This window comes from Pseudomonas sp. BIGb0381 (assembly GCF_024809815.1).
Lineage (GTDB): Bacteria > Pseudomonadota > Gammaproteobacteria > Pseudomonadales > Pseudomonadaceae > Aquipseudomonas.
This window is the reverse complement of sequence record NZ_JANUEN010000008.1, coordinates 104708-119172: the sequence shown is the minus strand read 5'-3', so window position 1 is coordinate 119172 and position 14465 is coordinate 104708. Positions and strand designations below refer to the sequence as shown.

Sequence of the window (14465 nt, the reverse complement as noted above, 5' to 3'; positions counted from 1 at the left end):
GACTGGCCCCCTCCTACATTTTTTGAGCTGTGGGTATCGGTTATTCGTGGGCGGCCACACCCTTGAGGTAAGGCGCCGGGGCTGCACCGAGGTTGTTCAACATGCGCTCGCTGTACCAGTCCACAAAGTTCACCACGCCGAACTCATAGGTCTTGGAATACGGGCCAGGCTGGTAGGCGGTGGAGTTGATCCCGCGCTGGTTCTCTTCGGCCAGGCGACGGTCTTGGTCGTTGGTGGCGTCCCACACCTTGCGCATGCGCTCCACGTCGTAGTCCACGCCTTCCACGGCGTCCTTGTGCACGATCCACTTGGTGGTGACCATGGTTTCCTGTGCGCTGATCGGCCACACGGTGAACACGATAATGTGGTCGCCCATGCAGTGGTTCCACGAATGCGGCAGGTGCAGGATGCGCATCGAGCCCAGGTCGGGGTTCTTGATCCGGCCCATCAGCTTGGCGCAGCCCTGCTTGCCGTCCAGGGTCATCGACACAGTGCCCTTGAGCAGCGGCATGCGCACGATACGGTTACGCAGGCCGAAGCTGGCATGGGCGTAAGGGATCTTCTCGGCATCCCAGGCAGCGGCCGACGCCGCGACGTGGTCCTTGAACGCCTGGTCGGCGCGTGGGTCGGTAACGTCGTCCCACTCCAGCAGGGTTTTCAACAACTCGGGGTGCGACGCGTTGCAGTGGTAGCACTCGCGGTTATTTTCCAGCACCAGCTTCCAGTTGGCTTTTTCGAACAAGGTGGTCTGGATCGCCACCTTGGTGTTTTCCATGTCGTAGGGTTCCATGTAATGGTTCAACGTCGACAGGAAGTCATCGATGGCCGGCGGGTTCTCGGCCAGGCTGATAAAGATGTAGCCGCCGGCGGTCTTCACATTCACCGGTTTGAGGCCGTATTGCTTCATGTCGAAGTCGGCGCCCATCTCGGTGCCGGCGAACAGCAGGCGGCCGTCGATCTCGTAGGTCCACTGGTGGTAGGGGCAGACCAGCTTGGCGACTTTGCCTTTGTCGCTGGTGCACAGGCGCGAACCCCGGTGGCGACACACGTTATGGAACGCATGCACCACGCCTTCGGCGCCACGGATCACGATGATCGGGTTCTTGCCCACTTGCAGGGTCAGGTAGTTGCCCTTGGTGGGGATTTCGCAGGTCATGCCGGCGATCAACCACTCTTTGTGGAAGATCTCCTGCATGTCGATATCAAACAACCGCTCATCAGAGTAGAACGGCTGCGGCAGCGAAAAGGTGCGCTCGCGCTCTTGGAGCATTTGCGCGGTGGCCTTGCGTGCGGGTTCCAGCGGATCGCCCAAGCTTAAGGTTGCGGTGACGTCCATCGTGTGTGTCCTCATGGCCATTCTGTGTGGCCGGCGAATAGTGGCTGATCAGGTTTGCAGCAAGGCGTAAAGAAAGCGTCGTTGTTGGGAGCGAGTGTGGGGCTGCTGATGCACGGAACCTTATCCATGAGCGACATGGCCCACTCTGTTCCCGACGCGCAACCCCCGTGGTATGGGGGCTGGTCGCGATAAGTATGTGAATGTCGCAGATAGGTAAATGGGTGGTTCTCGCGTTACGCAGAATTGCCACCATAAGGCCGACTATCGGCGGTGGAGAACAGCATGTCCAACAGCTTCCTGAATCCGGTAACCACCCAGACCTGGGCCAATGGTCGGCACATCGTCCGTTGCGTCAAAGTCATCCAGGAAACCTGGGATGTGCGCACCTTCTGCTTTATGGCCGACCAGCCGATCCTGTTCTTTTTCAAGCCGGGGCAGTTCGTCACCCTGGAGCTGGAAATCGACGGCCAGCCGATCATGCGCTCGTACACCATTTCCAGTTCGCCGTCGGTGCCCTACAGCTTCTCGGTGACCATCAAGCGCGTGCCGGGCGGCAAGGTGTCCAACTGGCTGCACGACACGCTGCACGAAGGGCAGGAATTGGCGGTGCACGGGCCGGTCGGGCTGTTCAATGCCATCGACTTCCCGAGTCCGAAAGTCTTGTACCTCAGCGGCGGTGTCGGTATCACCCCGGTGATGTCCATGGCGCGCTGGTTCTACGACACCAACGCCAATGTCGACATGACGTTTATCCACAGCGCGCGTTCGCCCAAAGACATCATCTACCACCGCGAGCTGGAGCATATGGCGTCGCGGATCGACAACTTCAGCTTGCACCTGATCTGCGAAAAACACGGCCTGGGTGAACCTTGGGCCGGCTATCGCGGTTACCTGAACCACAAGATGCTCGAACTGATGGTGCCGGACTTCCTTGAGCGCGAAGTATTCTGCTGCGGTCCTACGCCGTATATGAATGCGGTGAAGCGCCTGCTGGAGGCGGCCGGTTTCGACATGGCGCGGTACCACGAGGAATCCTTCGGTGCCACGCCGCCGGAAGCTCGCGCCGACGCGGTGGAGCAGGCCGAGCAAGCGGCGGATGCGCCGGAAATCGACCTGGCGGATTTGCACCAGGTGGAATTCCTCGCCTCCGGCAAGAGCATTCGCGTCGCGCCGGGCGAGACCGTCCACGCAGCGGCGGCCAAGCTTGGGCTGATGATCCCGAAAGCCTGCGGCATGGGCATTTGCGGAACGTGCAAGGTAATGAAGCTGGGCGGGGAGGTGGAGATGGAGCACAACGGCGGGATCACCGAAGAAGACGAAGCCGAAGGCTACGTCCTCTCGTGCTGCAGTGTGCCGAAGGGGGATGTGCGCATCGATTTCTGATTGCTCGAGCAGGCACAACCCAATCCAAATGTGGGAGGGGGCTTGCTCCCGATAGCAGAGTGTCAGCCACTGTATGTGCAAGCTGACCCACCGCTATCGGGAGCAAGCCCCCTCCCACATTTGTTTTATGTACATCAGTGAGTCATTGTCAGTCACCCATGACTTCGCGGATATCTGCTGCCAATTCCCGCACGCGCTCTTCGTCGGTATCCCACGCACACATGAACCGCGCGCCACCTTTGCCGATGAAGGTGTAGAAGCGCCAGCCCTTGGCGGTCAGCGCGGCAATCGCCGGTTCCGAGAGTTGCAGGAACACGCCGTTGGCCTGTACCGGGAACATCAACTCCACACCCGGAATATCCGCCACCAGACTGCTGAGCAATTGCGCGCAGTGGTTGGCGTGGCGCGCATGTTTGAGCCAGGCGTCGTTTTCCAGCAGTCCCACCCAAGGGGCGGAAAGGAAGCGCATTTTCGAGGCCAGCTGGCCGGCCTGTTTGCAGCGGTAGTCGAAGTCTTCGGCCAGCGCGCGGTTGAAGAACAGGATGGCTTCACCCACGGCCATGCCGTTCTTGGTGCCGCCAAAGCACAATACGTCCACTCCGGCTTTCCAGGTCAGGTCGGCCGGCGAGCAGCCGAGGAACGCGCAAGCGTTGGAGAAGCGCGCGCCGTCCATGTGCAGGTTCAGGCCCAGCTCCTTGCAGGTGACGCTGATCGCGCGGATTTCTTCCGGGGTGTAGACGCTGCCGACTTCGGTGGCTTGGGTCAGGGTCACTACGCGGGGTTTGGGGTAGTGGATGTCCTGGCGCTTGAGGGCGATCTCGCGGATCGATTCCGGGGTCAGCTTGCCGTTCTCGGTGCGCGCGGTGAGCAGCTTGGAGCCGTTGGAGAAAAACTCCGGCGCGCCGCATTCGTCGGTCTCGACGTGGGCGGTTTCCGAGCAAATCACGCTATGGTAGCTCTGGCACAAGGAGGACAGCGCCAGGGAGTTGGCGGCCGTACCGTTGAAGGCGAAGAACACTTCGCAGTCGGTTTCGAACAGGTTGCGGAAACCGTCGGCGGCGCGGTGGGTCCATTCATCATCACCGTAGGCGCGTTGATGACCCTGGTTGGCTTGTTCCATGGCGGCCCAGGCTTCCGGGCAAATGCCCGAATAGTTGTCACTGGCGAATTGTTGGCTCTTGTCGGTCATGGCCCATTCCTGTGGTCGATGTTGGTGCGCACTTTAACCAAGATTGTCGGGCGTGCGCACGCACTGTAAATGCAAAGTCACTGGGGAATTATGCACGGTTCTGAAACGATGCCTGTCGGACGCGTCCGTGATGGCGCTTTGGATTTGCTCAAGTGGCTGGCGCTGCTGAGCATGGTGCTGGACCACCTGCGTTATGTCGGTCTGGACCTGGATGGCCTGTATGTACCGGGGCGCCTGGCGTTCCCGTGGTTTTGCCTGGCGATTGCGGCGAACCTGCACCGGGCCAGAGACCTGGCGATGAGCGGCCGGTGGCGCTACCTGGGCTGGCTGTTGCTGTTCAGCGTGATCAGCGAGGTGCCGTATCGGCTGTTTATCGAGGATGCCGATACGTTGAACGTGCTGCCTACCTTGGCGTTGGGGCTGCTGGTTGCCCGAGGATGGCAGCAGAAGACGTTTATTGATCGAGGATTGGCGTTGATCGCCGTCACGATAGCGGCGGTATTTTCGTCGCAGTTAATGTTCGGTTTCTTTGGGGTATTGCTGCCACTGGCGATGCTGCTGGTGTTTCGTCGGCCTTGGTATTTCAGTGTGTTGCCGGGATTGGTCTGCGTGGCCGCCAACCAATGGCAGGTCCTGCTCAATAGCGGCACGCCGGTGGCGTTGTTGGGATTGGCGACCTGCCTGATTGCGCCATTGCTCGGTATGGTCTTGTTGCGACACGCAAAAAGCGCTGGGCCACCAGCCATGCGCCGCTGGGCGTATGCCCTGTATCCCATGCACTTCCTCCTGCTGCTACTGCTCCGCCACATCATCGCCTAACCCCTGTGGGAGCAAGCCCCCTCCCACATTTGTTCGGTGTTGTTTCGGCAATGTCGTAAACGCACCTTTGCGTGGCGTCCGTAGGCATTTGGCCTGTCTGCGCCAGCCCTACCATCGCATCAAAGGGCCCTGCATGGGCCTCAACAATACGAAAGGCTGGGAGAGACGCGATGTTCAGCAAACAAGACCAGATCCAAGGGTATGACGACGCACTGCTGGCAGCCATGAATGCCGAGGAGCAGCGTCAGGAAGATCATATCGAGCTGATCGCGTCGGAGAACTACACCAGCAAGCGCGTGATGGAAGCCCAAGGCAGCGGCCTCACCAACAAATACGCCGAAGGCTACCCGGGCAAGCGCTATTACGGTGGCTGCGAGCACGTGGACAAGGTCGAGGCCCTGGCCATCGAGCGCGCCAAGCAACTGTTCGGTGCCGATTACGCCAACGTGCAACCGCACTCCGGCTCCTCCGCCAACAGCGCGGTGTACCTGGCGCTGTTGAACGCCGGCGACACCATCCTCGGCATGAGCCTGGCTCACGGTGGTCACCTGACCCACGGTGCCAAGGTGTCGTCCTCGGGCAAGCTGTACAACGCGGTGCAATACGGCATCAACACCGACACCGGCCTGATCGACTACGACGAAGTCGAGCGCCTGGCCGTGGAGCACAAGCCGAAGATGGTCGTGGCTGGGTTCTCCGCCTACTCCAAGACCCTGGATTTCCCACGCTTTCGCGCGATCGCCGACAAGGTCGGTGCGCTGCTGTTCGTCGACATGGCCCACGTCGCCGGCCTGGTCGCCGCCGGCCTGTACCCGAACCCGCTGCCTTACGCCGATGTGGTCACCACCACCACCCACAAGACCCTGCGCGGTCCACGTGGCGGTTTGATCCTGGCCAAGGCCAACGAAGAAATTGAAAAGAAACTCAACGCCGCCGTATTCCCTGGCGCCCAGGGCGGCCCGCTGATGCATGTGATCGCCGGCAAGGCCGTGTGCTTCAAGGAAGCCCAGGAGCCAGGTTTCAAGGCCTACCAGCAGCAAGTGATCGATAACGCCCAGGCCATGGCCAGCGTGTTTATCAAACGCGGCTACGATGTAGTGTCCGGCGGCACCGATAACCACCTGTTCCTGGTCAGCCTGATTCGTCAGGGCCTCACCGGCAAAGAGGCGGATGCCGCCCTCGGTCGCGCCCACATCACCGTCAACAAGAACGCCGTGCCGAATGACCCGCAGTCGCCGTTCGTGACCTCGGGCCTGCGCATCGGCACCCCGGCGGTGACCACGCGCGGTTTCAAAGTGCCGCAGTGCATCGAGTTGGCCGGTTGGATCTGCGACATCCTCGACAACCTCGGCGACGCCGACGTCGAGGCCAACGTGGCCAAGCACGTGTCTGCCCTGTGCGCTGATTTCCCGGTTTATCGCTGAGCGCGGTTTTGGAGTAATGACTATGCAACGCTACTCGGGCTTCGGCCTCTTCAAGCACTCCCTCAGCCACCACGAAAACTGGCAGAAGATGTGGCGCACGCCGACCCCTAAGAAGGTCTACGACGTGGTCATCGTCGGCGGCGGCGGGCATGGTCTGGCGACGGCTTACTACCTGGCCAAAGAGCACGGCATCACCAACGTGGCCGTGGTCGAGAAAGGCTGGCTGGGCGGCGGTAACACCGCGCGCAACACCACCATCGTACGTTCCAACTACCTGTGGGACGAGTCGGCGCACCTGTACGAACACGCGATGAAACTGTGGGAAGGCCTGTCCCAGGACCTGAACTACAACGTGATGTTCTCCCAGCGTGGCGTCTACAACCTGTGCCACACCCTGCAGGACATCCGTGATTCCGAGCGTCGTGTCAGCGCCAACCGCCTTAACGGCGTGGATGGCGAGTTGTTGAATGCCAAGCAAGTGGCCGACGAGATTCCGTACCTGGATTGCTCGAAAAACACCCGCTACCCAGTACTCGGCGCCACCGTGCAACGGCGCGGCGGCGTGGCCCGTCACGATGCCGTGGCCTGGGGCTTTGCCCGTGCGGCCGACGCACTCGGCGTGGACTTGATCCAGCAGACCGAAGTGATCGGTTTCCGCAAGGAAAACGGCGTGTGCATCGGTGTGGAAACCAACAAGGGCTTTATCGGCGCCAAGCGCGTCGGTGTGGTCACCGCCGGTAACTCCGGTCACATGGCTTCGCTCGCCGGTTTCCGCCTGCCGATCGAATCCCACCCGCTGCAAGCGTTGGTGTCGGAGCCGATCAAGCCGATTATCGACAGCGTGATCATGTCCAACGCCGTGCACGGCTACATCAGCCAGTCCGATAAAGGCGACCTGGTGATCGGCGCCGGTATCGACGGCTACAACGGCTACGGCCAGCGTGGTTCGTACCCGGTGATCGAACACACCATCCAGGCCATCGTCGAGATGTTCCCGGTGCTGTCGCGGGTGCGCATGAACCGTCAGTGGGGCGGCATCGTCGACACCACACCGGACGCCTGCCCGATCATCTCCAAGACCCCGGTGCCGAACATGTTCTTCAACTGCGGTTGGGGTACCGGTGGCTTCAAGGCCACCCCAGGCTCAGGCAACGTGTTTGCTGCCAGCCTGGCCAAGGGTGAAATGCACCCGTTGGCGGCACCTTTCTCCATCGACCGTTTCCACAACGGTGCGTTGATCGACGAACACGGCGCTGCGGCCGTCGCCCACTAACAGGAGAAATTCCCTATGTTGCATATCTTCTGTCCTCACTGTGGCGAACTGCGCTCCGAAGAGGAATTCCACGCGTCCGGCCAAGCGCACATCCCGCGCCCGCTGGACCCGAATGCCTGCACCGATGAAGAGTGGGGCGACTACATGTTCTTCCGCGATAACCCGCGCGGCCTGCACCACGAACTGTGGATTCACGCCGCCGGTTGCCGCCAGTATTTCAACGCGACCCGTGACACCGTGACCTACGAAATTCTTGAAACCTACAAGATCGGTGAGAAGCCTCAGTTCACCGCCAAGGCCTCTGGAGAGAAGGTATGAGCCAGATCAATCGCCTGTCCAACGGTGGCCGCATCGACCGTAATAAAGTCCTGACCTTCAGCTTCAACGGTCAGAGCTACAAAGGCTTTGAAGGCGACACCCTGGCCGCAGCCCTGCTGGCCAACGGCGTCGACATCATTGGCCGCAGCTTCAAGTACTCGCGCCCACGCGGCATCTTCGCTGCCGGCGCCGAAGAGCCGAACGCCGTGCTGCAGATCGGCGCTACCGAAGCCACGCAGATCCCTAACGTGCGTGCCACGCAACAGGCGCTGTACCAAGGTTTGGTCGCCACCAGCACCAACGGCTGGCCGAGCGTTAACAACGACATGATGGGCATCCTCGGCAAGGTCGGCGGCAAGCTGATGCCGCCGGGGTTCTACTACAAAACCTTCATGTACCCGCAATCGTTCTGGATGACCTACGAGAAGTACATCCGCAAGGCCGCAGGCCTGGGTCGCTCGCCGACCGAGAACGACCCGGACACCTACGACAACTTCAACCGCCACTGCGACGTCCTGGTGGTCGGCGCAGGCCCTGCCGGCCTCGCTGCTGCACTGGCTGCTGCGCGCAGCGGTGCCCGCGTGATCATCGCCGATGAGCAGGAAGAGTTTGGCGGTTCGCTGCTCGATTCCCGCGAAAGCCTCGACGGCAAACCGGCCACCGAATGGGTCGCGAGTGTCATCGCCGAATTGAAAACCCTGCCGGACGTGGTGCTGCTGCCCCGCGCCACCGTCAACGGCTACCACGACCATAACTTCCTGACCATTCACGAGCGCCTCACCGATCACCTGGGTGACCGTGCGCCGATTGGCGTGGTGCGCCAGCGTATCCACCGTGTGCGTGCCCAGCGTGTGGTCCTGGCGACCGGTGCTTGCGAGCGTCCGCTGGTGTACGGCAACAACGATGTGCCGGGCAATATGCTGGCGGGTGCGGTGTCCACCTACGTGCGCCGCTACGGCGTGGCACCGGGCAAGAAACTGGTGCTGTCGACCAACAACGACCACGCTTACCGCGTGGCGCTGGATTGGCTCGATGCCGGCCTGCAAGTCGTGGCGGTGGCCGATGTGCGCCACAACCCACGCGGTGCATTGGTTGAAGAGGCCCGCGCCAAAGGTATTCGGATCCTCACCGGCAGCGCTGTGATCGAGGCCCGTGGCACCAAGCGCGTGACCGCTGCGCGTATCGCCGCGATCGACGTCAAGGCGCATAAAGTCACCAGCCCCGGCGAATGGCTGGACTGCGACCTGGTGGCCAGCTCCGGCGGCTATAGCCCGGTGGTCCACTTGGCCTCGCACCTGGGCGGCAAGCCGACCTGGCGTGAAGACATCCTCGGTTTTGTACCGGGCGAAGCCCCTCAGAAACGTGTGTGCGTCGGTGGCATCAACGGCGTCTACGGCCTTGGCGATTCCCTGGCGGATGGTTTTGAAGGCGGCGTGCGCGCCGCCAGCGAGGCTGGTTTTGCCCCGGTGGAAGGTACGCTGCCAAAAGCCTTGAGCCGGCTGGAAGAGCCAACCCTGGCGCTGTTCCAAGTGCCTCACGAGAAAGCTACCGCACGGGCGCCGAAGCAATTTGTCGACCTGCAAAACGACGTCACCGCAGCCGCCATCGAACTCGCCACCCGCGAAGGTTTCGAGTCGGTGGAACACGTCAAGCGCTACACCGCGTTGGGCTTCGGCACCGACCAGGGCAAGCTCGGTAACGTCAACGGCCTGGCGATTGCCGCGCGCTCGCTGAACGTGACCATCCCGCAGATGGGCACCACCATGTTCCGTCCCAACTACACGCCGGTGACCTTCGGCGCGGTGGCGGGCCGTCACTGTGGGCACATCTTCGAACCGGTGCGCTACACCGCGTTGCAAGCGTGGCACGTGAAGAACGGCGCCGAGTTCGAAGACGTCGGCCAGTGGAAACGCCCGTGGTACTTCCCGCGCAACGGTGAAGACCTGCATGCCGCGGTGAAACGCGAATGCCTGGCCGTGCGCGACAGCGTCGGTCTGCTGGATGCGTCGACCCTCGGCAAGATCGACATTCAAGGCCCGGATGCGCGTGAGTTCCTCAACCGCATTTACACCAACGCCTGGACCAAGCTCGACGTGGGCAAGGCGCGTTACGGCTTGATGTGCAAGGAAGACGGCATGGTCTTCGACGACGGCGTCACCGCCTGCCTCGCCGACAACCACTTCCTGATGACCACCACCACCGGCGGCGCCGCCCGCGTATTGCAGTGGCTGGAAATTTACCAACAGACCGAATGGCCGGACCTCAAGGTGTACTTCACCTCGGTCACCGACCATTGGGCGACCATGACCCTGTCCGGCCCCAACAGCCGCAAGCTGCTGGCGGAAGTCACCGACATCGACCTGGACAAGGACGGCTTCCCGTTCATGACCTGGAAAGAAGGCCTGGTGGGTGGCGTACCGGCGCGGGTGTTCCGTATCTCGTTCACCGGTGAGCTGTCGTACGAAGTCAACGTGCAGGCCGACTACGCCATGGGCGTGCTGGAACAGATCGTCGCGGCCGGCAAGAAGTACAACCTGACCCCTTACGGCACCGAGACCATGCACGTACTGCGGGCCGAGAAGGGCTTCATCATCGTCGGCCAGGACACCGACGGCTCGATGACCCCGGACGACCTGAACATGGGCTGGTGTGTCGGTCGTACCAAACCGTTCTCGTGGATCGGCTGGCGCGGCATGAACCGGGAAGACTGCGTGCGTGAAGAGCGCAAGCAACTGGTGGGCCTGAAGCCGATCGATCCGAACGTGTGGCTGCCGGAAGGCGCGCAACTGGTGTTCGATCCGAAGCAGACTATCCCGATGAAGATGGTCGGTCACGTCACCTCCAGCTACGCGCATAACTCCCTGGGTTATTCGTTTGCCATGGGCGTGGTCAAGGGCGGCTTGAAGCGCATCGGTGAGCGGGTGTTCTCGCCCCAGGCGGATGGCAGCGTGATCGAAGCGGAGATTGTGTCTTCGGTGTTCTTTGATCCTAAGGGTGATCGGCAGAACATCTGATAGACCGCGGCGCGGCCATCGGGAGCAAGCCCCCTCCCACATTTTGATGTGTGAGTCTTTCAAATGTGGGAGGGGGCTTGCTCCCGATGAGGCCATCAGCCTCACAACAGAATTCAGGAAAGGTGCTCCATGACAGCAGCCAATGTTTACCAGCAACGCCCCACCACCGGCGCCAAGGCCGAGTCGTCGCTGCACCATGCCGACCTCGCCAGCCTGGTCGGCAAGGGCCGCAAGAACGCCGGTGTGACCGTGCGCGAAAAGAAATTGCTTGGTCATCTCACGATCCGTGGCGACGGCCATGACGCCGCCTTCGCCGCCGGCGTGCACAAGGCCCTGGGCATCGAACTGCCCGGCGCCCTGCAGGTCATCGTCAAAGGCGAAACCAGCCTGCAATGGCTCGGCCCGGATGAGTGGTTGCTGATCGTGCCAAGCGGTGAGGAATTCGCCGCCGAACAAAACCTGCGCGCCGCCCTGGGTGATTTGCATATCCAGGTCGTCAACGTCAGCGGCGGTCAGCAGATCCTCGAACTCAGCGGCCCGAACGTGCGCGATGTGCTGATGAAATCCACCAGCTATGACGTGCACCCCAACAACTTCCCGGTGGGCAAGGCGGTGGGCACGGTGTTCGCCAAGTCGCAGCTGGTGATTCGCCACACCGCTGAAGACACCTGGGAACTGCTGATTCGTCGCAGCTTTTCGGATTACTGGTGGTTGTGGTTGCAGGACGCCTCGGCCGAATTTGGCCTGAGCGTTCAAGCCTGAGGAATGACCCATGAGCCGCGCACCCGATACATGGATTTTGACCGCCGACTGCCCCAGCGTGCTCGGCACGGTGGACGCGGTTACCCGCTACCTGTTCGAGCAGGGCTGCTACGTCACCGAGCACCATTCGTTCGATGACCGCCTCTCGGGTCGGTTTTTTATTCGCGTGGAATTTCGCCAGCCGGATGGCTTCGACGAGCAGGCTTTCCGCGATGGCCTGGCCACGCGGGGTGAAGCCTTTGGCATGATCTTCGAGCTGACGGCGCCGAACTACCGGCCAAAAGTGGTGATCATGGTCTCCAAGGCCGATCACTGCCTCAACGACCTGCTGTACCGTCAGCGTATCGGTCAGCTGTCGATGGACGTGGTCGCGGTGGTGTCCAACCATCCCGATCTCAAACCTTTGGCCGACTGGCATCAAATTCCCTACTACCATTTCCCCCTCGACCCTAACGACAAACCGTCCCAGGAGCGTCAGGTGTGGCAAGTGATTGAAGAGACCGGCGCCGAACTGGTGATTCTTGCGCGCTACATGCAAGTGCTGTCGCCGGAGCTGTGCCGCAAGCTGGACGGCAAGGCCATCAATATCCACCACTCGTTGCTGCCGGGGTTCAAGGGCGCCAAGCCGTATCACCAGGCCTACAACAAGGGCGTGAAATTGGTCGGCGCCACGGCGCATTACATCAACAACGACCTGGACGAAGGCCCGATCATCGCCCAGGGTGTGGAAGTGGTGGATCACAGTCACTACCCCGAGGATCTGATTGCCAAGGGGCGGGACATCGAAGGGCTGACACTGGCTCGGGCGGTGGGGTATCACATTGAGCGACGGGTGTTCTTGAATGCCAATAGGACTGTGGTGCTCTGACTGCCGCCATCGGGAGCAAGCCCCCTCCCACATTTTGACTTGTGAATACCCTCAAATGTGGGAGGGGCGGTGCGACGATTCGACTTGCTCCCGATGAGGCCCAAACAAACAACACAAGAAACAGCATCTGTACCCGAGCATTTAACGCGCTGCCTGCCTGGGCAACGCAGTTCCATAAAAACAACAGCGAGGTGAAAGCATGTCTGGTAATCGTGGTGTCGTGTATCTCGGCAACGGCAAGGTCGAAGTACAGAAAATCGACTATCCCAAAATGCAGGACCCCCGTGGCAGGAAGATTGAGCACGGCGTCATCCTGCGCGTGGTCTCCACCAACATCTGCGGCTCCGACCAACACATGGTGCGCGGCCGCACTACTGCCCAGACCGGCCTGGTGCTCGGTCACGAGATCACCGGTGAAGTGATCGAGAAGGGCAGCGACGTCGAAAACCTGAAGATCGGTGATCTGGTTTCCGTCCCCTTCAACGTCGCCTGCGGGCGCTGCCGCTCTTGCAAAGAGCAACACACCGGCGTGTGCCTCACCGTCAACCCGGCCCGTGCCGGTGGTGCCTACGGCTATGTCGACATGGGCGACTGGACCGGCGGCCAGGCCGAGTACGTGCTGGTGCCGTACGCCGACTTCAACCTGCTGAAACTGCCGGACCGTGACAAGGCCATGGAGAAAATCCGTGACCTGACCTGCCTCTCCGACATTCTCCCGACCGGCTACCACGGTGCCGTTACCGCTGGCGTAGGCCCTGGCAGCACCGTCTACATCGCCGGTGCCGGCCCGGTCGGCCTGGCGGCTGCTGCGTCTGCACGTCTGCTGGGTGCGGCGGTGGTGATCATCGGCGACGTCAACCCGATCCGCCTGGCCCACGCCAAGGCCCAGGGTTTCGAAATTGCCGACCTGTCCACCGACACCCCCCTGCACGAGCAAATCGCCGCGCTGCTCGGCGAGCCGGAAGTGGACTGTGCCGTCGACTGCGTAGGCTTTGAAGCCCGCGGCCACGGGCACGACGGCGTCAAGGCCGAAGCCCCGGCCACGGTGCTCAACTCACTGATGGGCGTGGTGCGCGTGGCGGGCAAGATCGGTATCCCCGGCCTGTACGTCACCGAAGATCCAGGTGCTGTGGATGCCGCCGCGAAAATGGGCAGCCTGAGCATTCGTTTCGGCCTGGGCTGGGCCAAATCCCACAGCTTCCACACCGGGCAAACGCCAGTGATGAAGTACAACCGCCAGCTGATGCAGGCGATCATGTGGGACCGCATCAACATCGCCGAGATCGTCGGTGTGCAGGTGATCAGCCTGGATGACGCGCCACGTGGGTACGGCGAGTTCGATGCGGGCGTGCCGAAGAAGTTTGTGATTGATCCGCATAAGTTGTTCAGTGCGGCGTAAATCCCAGGCATACGAAAACCCAAATGTGGGAGGGGGCTTGCTCCCGATAGCGTTCAGTCAGTTACCTATTTACTGGCTGACTCAACGCCATCGGGAGCAAGCCCCCTCCCACAGTGGGTTGTGGTGTTTGGAACATCAGCGGTTGGCCAAAGCCCCCTGATAGACGGTCGGGCCCGTCGGTTGCTTGCTCACCGAGCCGCCTTTGCTCTCCGCACTCACCATCAATTCCACCGGCTTGCTGATCGAGGCCTGCTGCCTCGGGTTCAAGCCGATGATGCCCTCGCCATCCTCTGGTATCAGTCCAAGTGACACGGGCTTGCCGTCGTCGGGAATCGCCCACAGTTCCAGGCTCTGATCCGACGCGGGTGCGGTGATGGCGATGGGTTGCACTTTCAGGTAATCCTTGTGCGCCATGATTTGCGCGGCCGGCTGTTGGGTGGTGGTCACCAGCGTGGCGGCGGACTTGACGTTGTCCTGGGTGTAGAACGCGCCGCCGAGACCGGCGACTATGGCAATGCACACCCCGATAAACATCCGGGGGCGGCTCCAAAAAGGGGGCTTGGATTCAATCACTTGGGGGCGGGTCGCGCTCATAGGGCTGTTTCCTGGGAAGTTTTGACGTTGTTTCATGGACTCTGATCTGGCCATTGGGTTCCTGGGCCGCTCGGAACAATGTGCCG

The 14465-nt window shown here is 61.5% G+C and carries 12 protein-coding genes; 9 read left to right on the top strand and 3 right to left on the bottom strand.

The annotated features are described in order from the left end of the window. Positions 1 to 40: 40 nt before the first annotated feature. Positions 41 to 1336 (bottom strand): glycine-betaine demethylase subunit GbcA, encoded by a 1296-nt coding sequence (gene gbcA / locus M2397_RS20960; protein ID WP_131699075.1) that lies wholly within the window; start codon positions 1334 to 1336, stop codon positions 41 to 43. A 282-nt stretch (positions 1337 to 1618) separates the two neighbouring features. Between gbcA and gbcB the strand changes: the two genes are divergently transcribed. Further along, positions 1619 to 2719, top strand: coding sequence for a glycine-betaine demethylase subunit GbcB (gbcB, locus tag M2397_RS20955; protein ID WP_259244341.1), 1101 nt, complete (start codon positions 1619 to 1621; stop codon positions 2717 to 2719). Between the two features lie 148 nt (positions 2720 to 2867). Here gbcB and M2397_RS20950 read toward each other — a convergent pair whose 3' ends face one another. Continuing rightward, positions 2868 to 3908: a low specificity L-threonine aldolase gene (locus M2397_RS20950; protein ID WP_131699076.1), complete on the bottom strand. Its 1041-nt coding sequence runs from the start codon at positions 3906 to 3908 to the stop codon at positions 2868 to 2870. A 90-nt stretch (positions 3909 to 3998) separates the two neighbouring features. Here M2397_RS20950 and M2397_RS20945 point away from each other — a divergent pair, with 90 nt between their 5' ends. The 8 genes from M2397_RS20945 to fdhA all read left to right on the top strand — a co-directional run bounded on the left by M2397_RS20945 (position 3999) and on the right by fdhA (position 13785). Then, positions 3999 to 4727: a conjugal transfer protein TraX gene (locus M2397_RS20945; RefSeq protein ID WP_259244340.1), complete on the top strand. Its 729-nt coding sequence runs from the start codon at positions 3999 to 4001 to the stop codon at positions 4725 to 4727. A 170-nt stretch (positions 4728 to 4897) separates the two neighbouring features. Then, positions 4898 to 6151, top strand: coding sequence for a serine hydroxymethyltransferase (gene glyA / locus M2397_RS20940; RefSeq protein WP_090401748.1), 1254 nt, complete (start codon positions 4898 to 4900; stop codon positions 6149 to 6151). A gap of 22 nt (positions 6152 to 6173) precedes the next feature. Then, positions 6174 to 7424, top strand: coding sequence for a sarcosine oxidase subunit beta (locus tag M2397_RS20935; RefSeq protein ID WP_010207084.1), 1251 nt, complete (start codon positions 6174 to 6176; stop codon positions 7422 to 7424). Between the two features lie 15 nt (positions 7425 to 7439). After that, positions 7440 to 7742 carry a sarcosine oxidase subunit delta gene (locus M2397_RS20930; RefSeq protein ID WP_027605979.1) on the top strand — a complete coding sequence of 101 codons (303 nt, stop codon included), beginning with the start codon at positions 7440 to 7442 and terminating at the stop codon, positions 7740 to 7742. Next, the gene (locus M2397_RS20925) at positions 7739 to 10756 is read left to right on the top strand and encodes a sarcosine oxidase subunit alpha (RefSeq protein ID WP_131699078.1); all 3018 of its coding nucleotides are present in this window, start codon (positions 7739 to 7741) and stop codon (positions 10754 to 10756) included. The genes M2397_RS20930 and M2397_RS20925 overlap by 4 nt, the downstream gene beginning before the upstream one ends. Before the next feature lie 129 nt (positions 10757 to 10885). Next, positions 10886 to 11518, top strand: coding sequence for a sarcosine oxidase subunit gamma (locus M2397_RS20920; protein ID WP_259244339.1), 633 nt, complete (start codon positions 10886 to 10888; stop codon positions 11516 to 11518). Positions 11519 to 11528: 10 nt separating this feature from the next. Further along, positions 11529 to 12386: a formyltetrahydrofolate deformylase gene (gene purU, locus M2397_RS20915; protein ID WP_032883972.1), complete on the top strand. Its 858-nt coding sequence runs from the start codon at positions 11529 to 11531 to the stop codon at positions 12384 to 12386. Positions 12387 to 12585: 199 nt separating this feature from the next. Next, complete coding sequence (gene fdhA / locus M2397_RS20910) at positions 12586 to 13785, top strand: formaldehyde dehydrogenase, glutathione-independent (RefSeq protein ID WP_003176541.1); 1200 nt, start codon at positions 12586 to 12588, stop codon at positions 13783 to 13785. A gap of 135 nt (positions 13786 to 13920) precedes the next feature. Here fdhA and M2397_RS20905 read toward each other — a convergent pair whose 3' ends face one another. Then, complete coding sequence (locus M2397_RS20905) at positions 13921 to 14379, bottom strand: anti-sigma factor domain-containing protein (protein WP_131699080.1); 459 nt, start codon at positions 14377 to 14379, stop codon at positions 13921 to 13923. Between the last annotated feature and the right edge of the window lie 86 nt (positions 14380 to 14465).

Excerpts from the sequence above, each read along its gene's own strand:
- M2397_RS20925 (WP_131699078.1), top strand. The coding sequence starts at position 7,739 with ATGAGCCAGATCAATCGCCTGTCCAACGGTGGCCGCATCGACCGTAAT.
- M2397_RS20935 (WP_010207084.1), top strand. The coding sequence starts at position 6,174 with ATGCAACGCTACTCGGGCTTCGGCCTCTTCAAGCACTCCCTCAGCCAC.
- M2397_RS20930 (WP_027605979.1), top strand. The coding sequence starts at position 7,440 with ATGTTGCATATCTTCTGTCCTCACTGTGGCGAACTGCGCTCCGAAGAG.
- gbcA (WP_131699075.1), bottom strand. The coding sequence starts at position 1,336 with ATGGACGTCACCGCAACCTTAAGCTTGGGCGATCCGCTGGAACCCGCA.
- M2397_RS20920 (WP_259244339.1), top strand. The coding sequence starts at position 10,886 with ATGACAGCAGCCAATGTTTACCAGCAACGCCCCACCACCGGCGCCAAG.
- glyA (WP_090401748.1), top strand. The coding sequence starts at position 4,898 with ATGTTCAGCAAACAAGACCAGATCCAAGGGTATGACGACGCACTGCTG.
- fdhA (WP_003176541.1), top strand. The coding sequence starts at position 12,586 with ATGTCTGGTAATCGTGGTGTCGTGTATCTCGGCAACGGCAAGGTCGAA.
- M2397_RS20950 (WP_131699076.1), bottom strand. The coding sequence starts at position 3,908 with ATGACCGACAAGAGCCAACAATTCGCCAGTGACAACTATTCGGGCATT.
- purU (WP_032883972.1), top strand. The coding sequence starts at position 11,529 with ATGAGCCGCGCACCCGATACATGGATTTTGACCGCCGACTGCCCCAGC.
- M2397_RS20945 (WP_259244340.1), top strand. The coding sequence starts at position 3,999 with ATGCACGGTTCTGAAACGATGCCTGTCGGACGCGTCCGTGATGGCGCT.
- gbcB (WP_259244341.1), top strand. The coding sequence starts at position 1,619 with ATGTCCAACAGCTTCCTGAATCCGGTAACCACCCAGACCTGGGCCAAT.
- M2397_RS20905 (WP_131699080.1), bottom strand. The coding sequence starts at position 14,379 with ATGAGCGCGACCCGCCCCCAAGTGATTGAATCCAAGCCCCCTTTTTGG.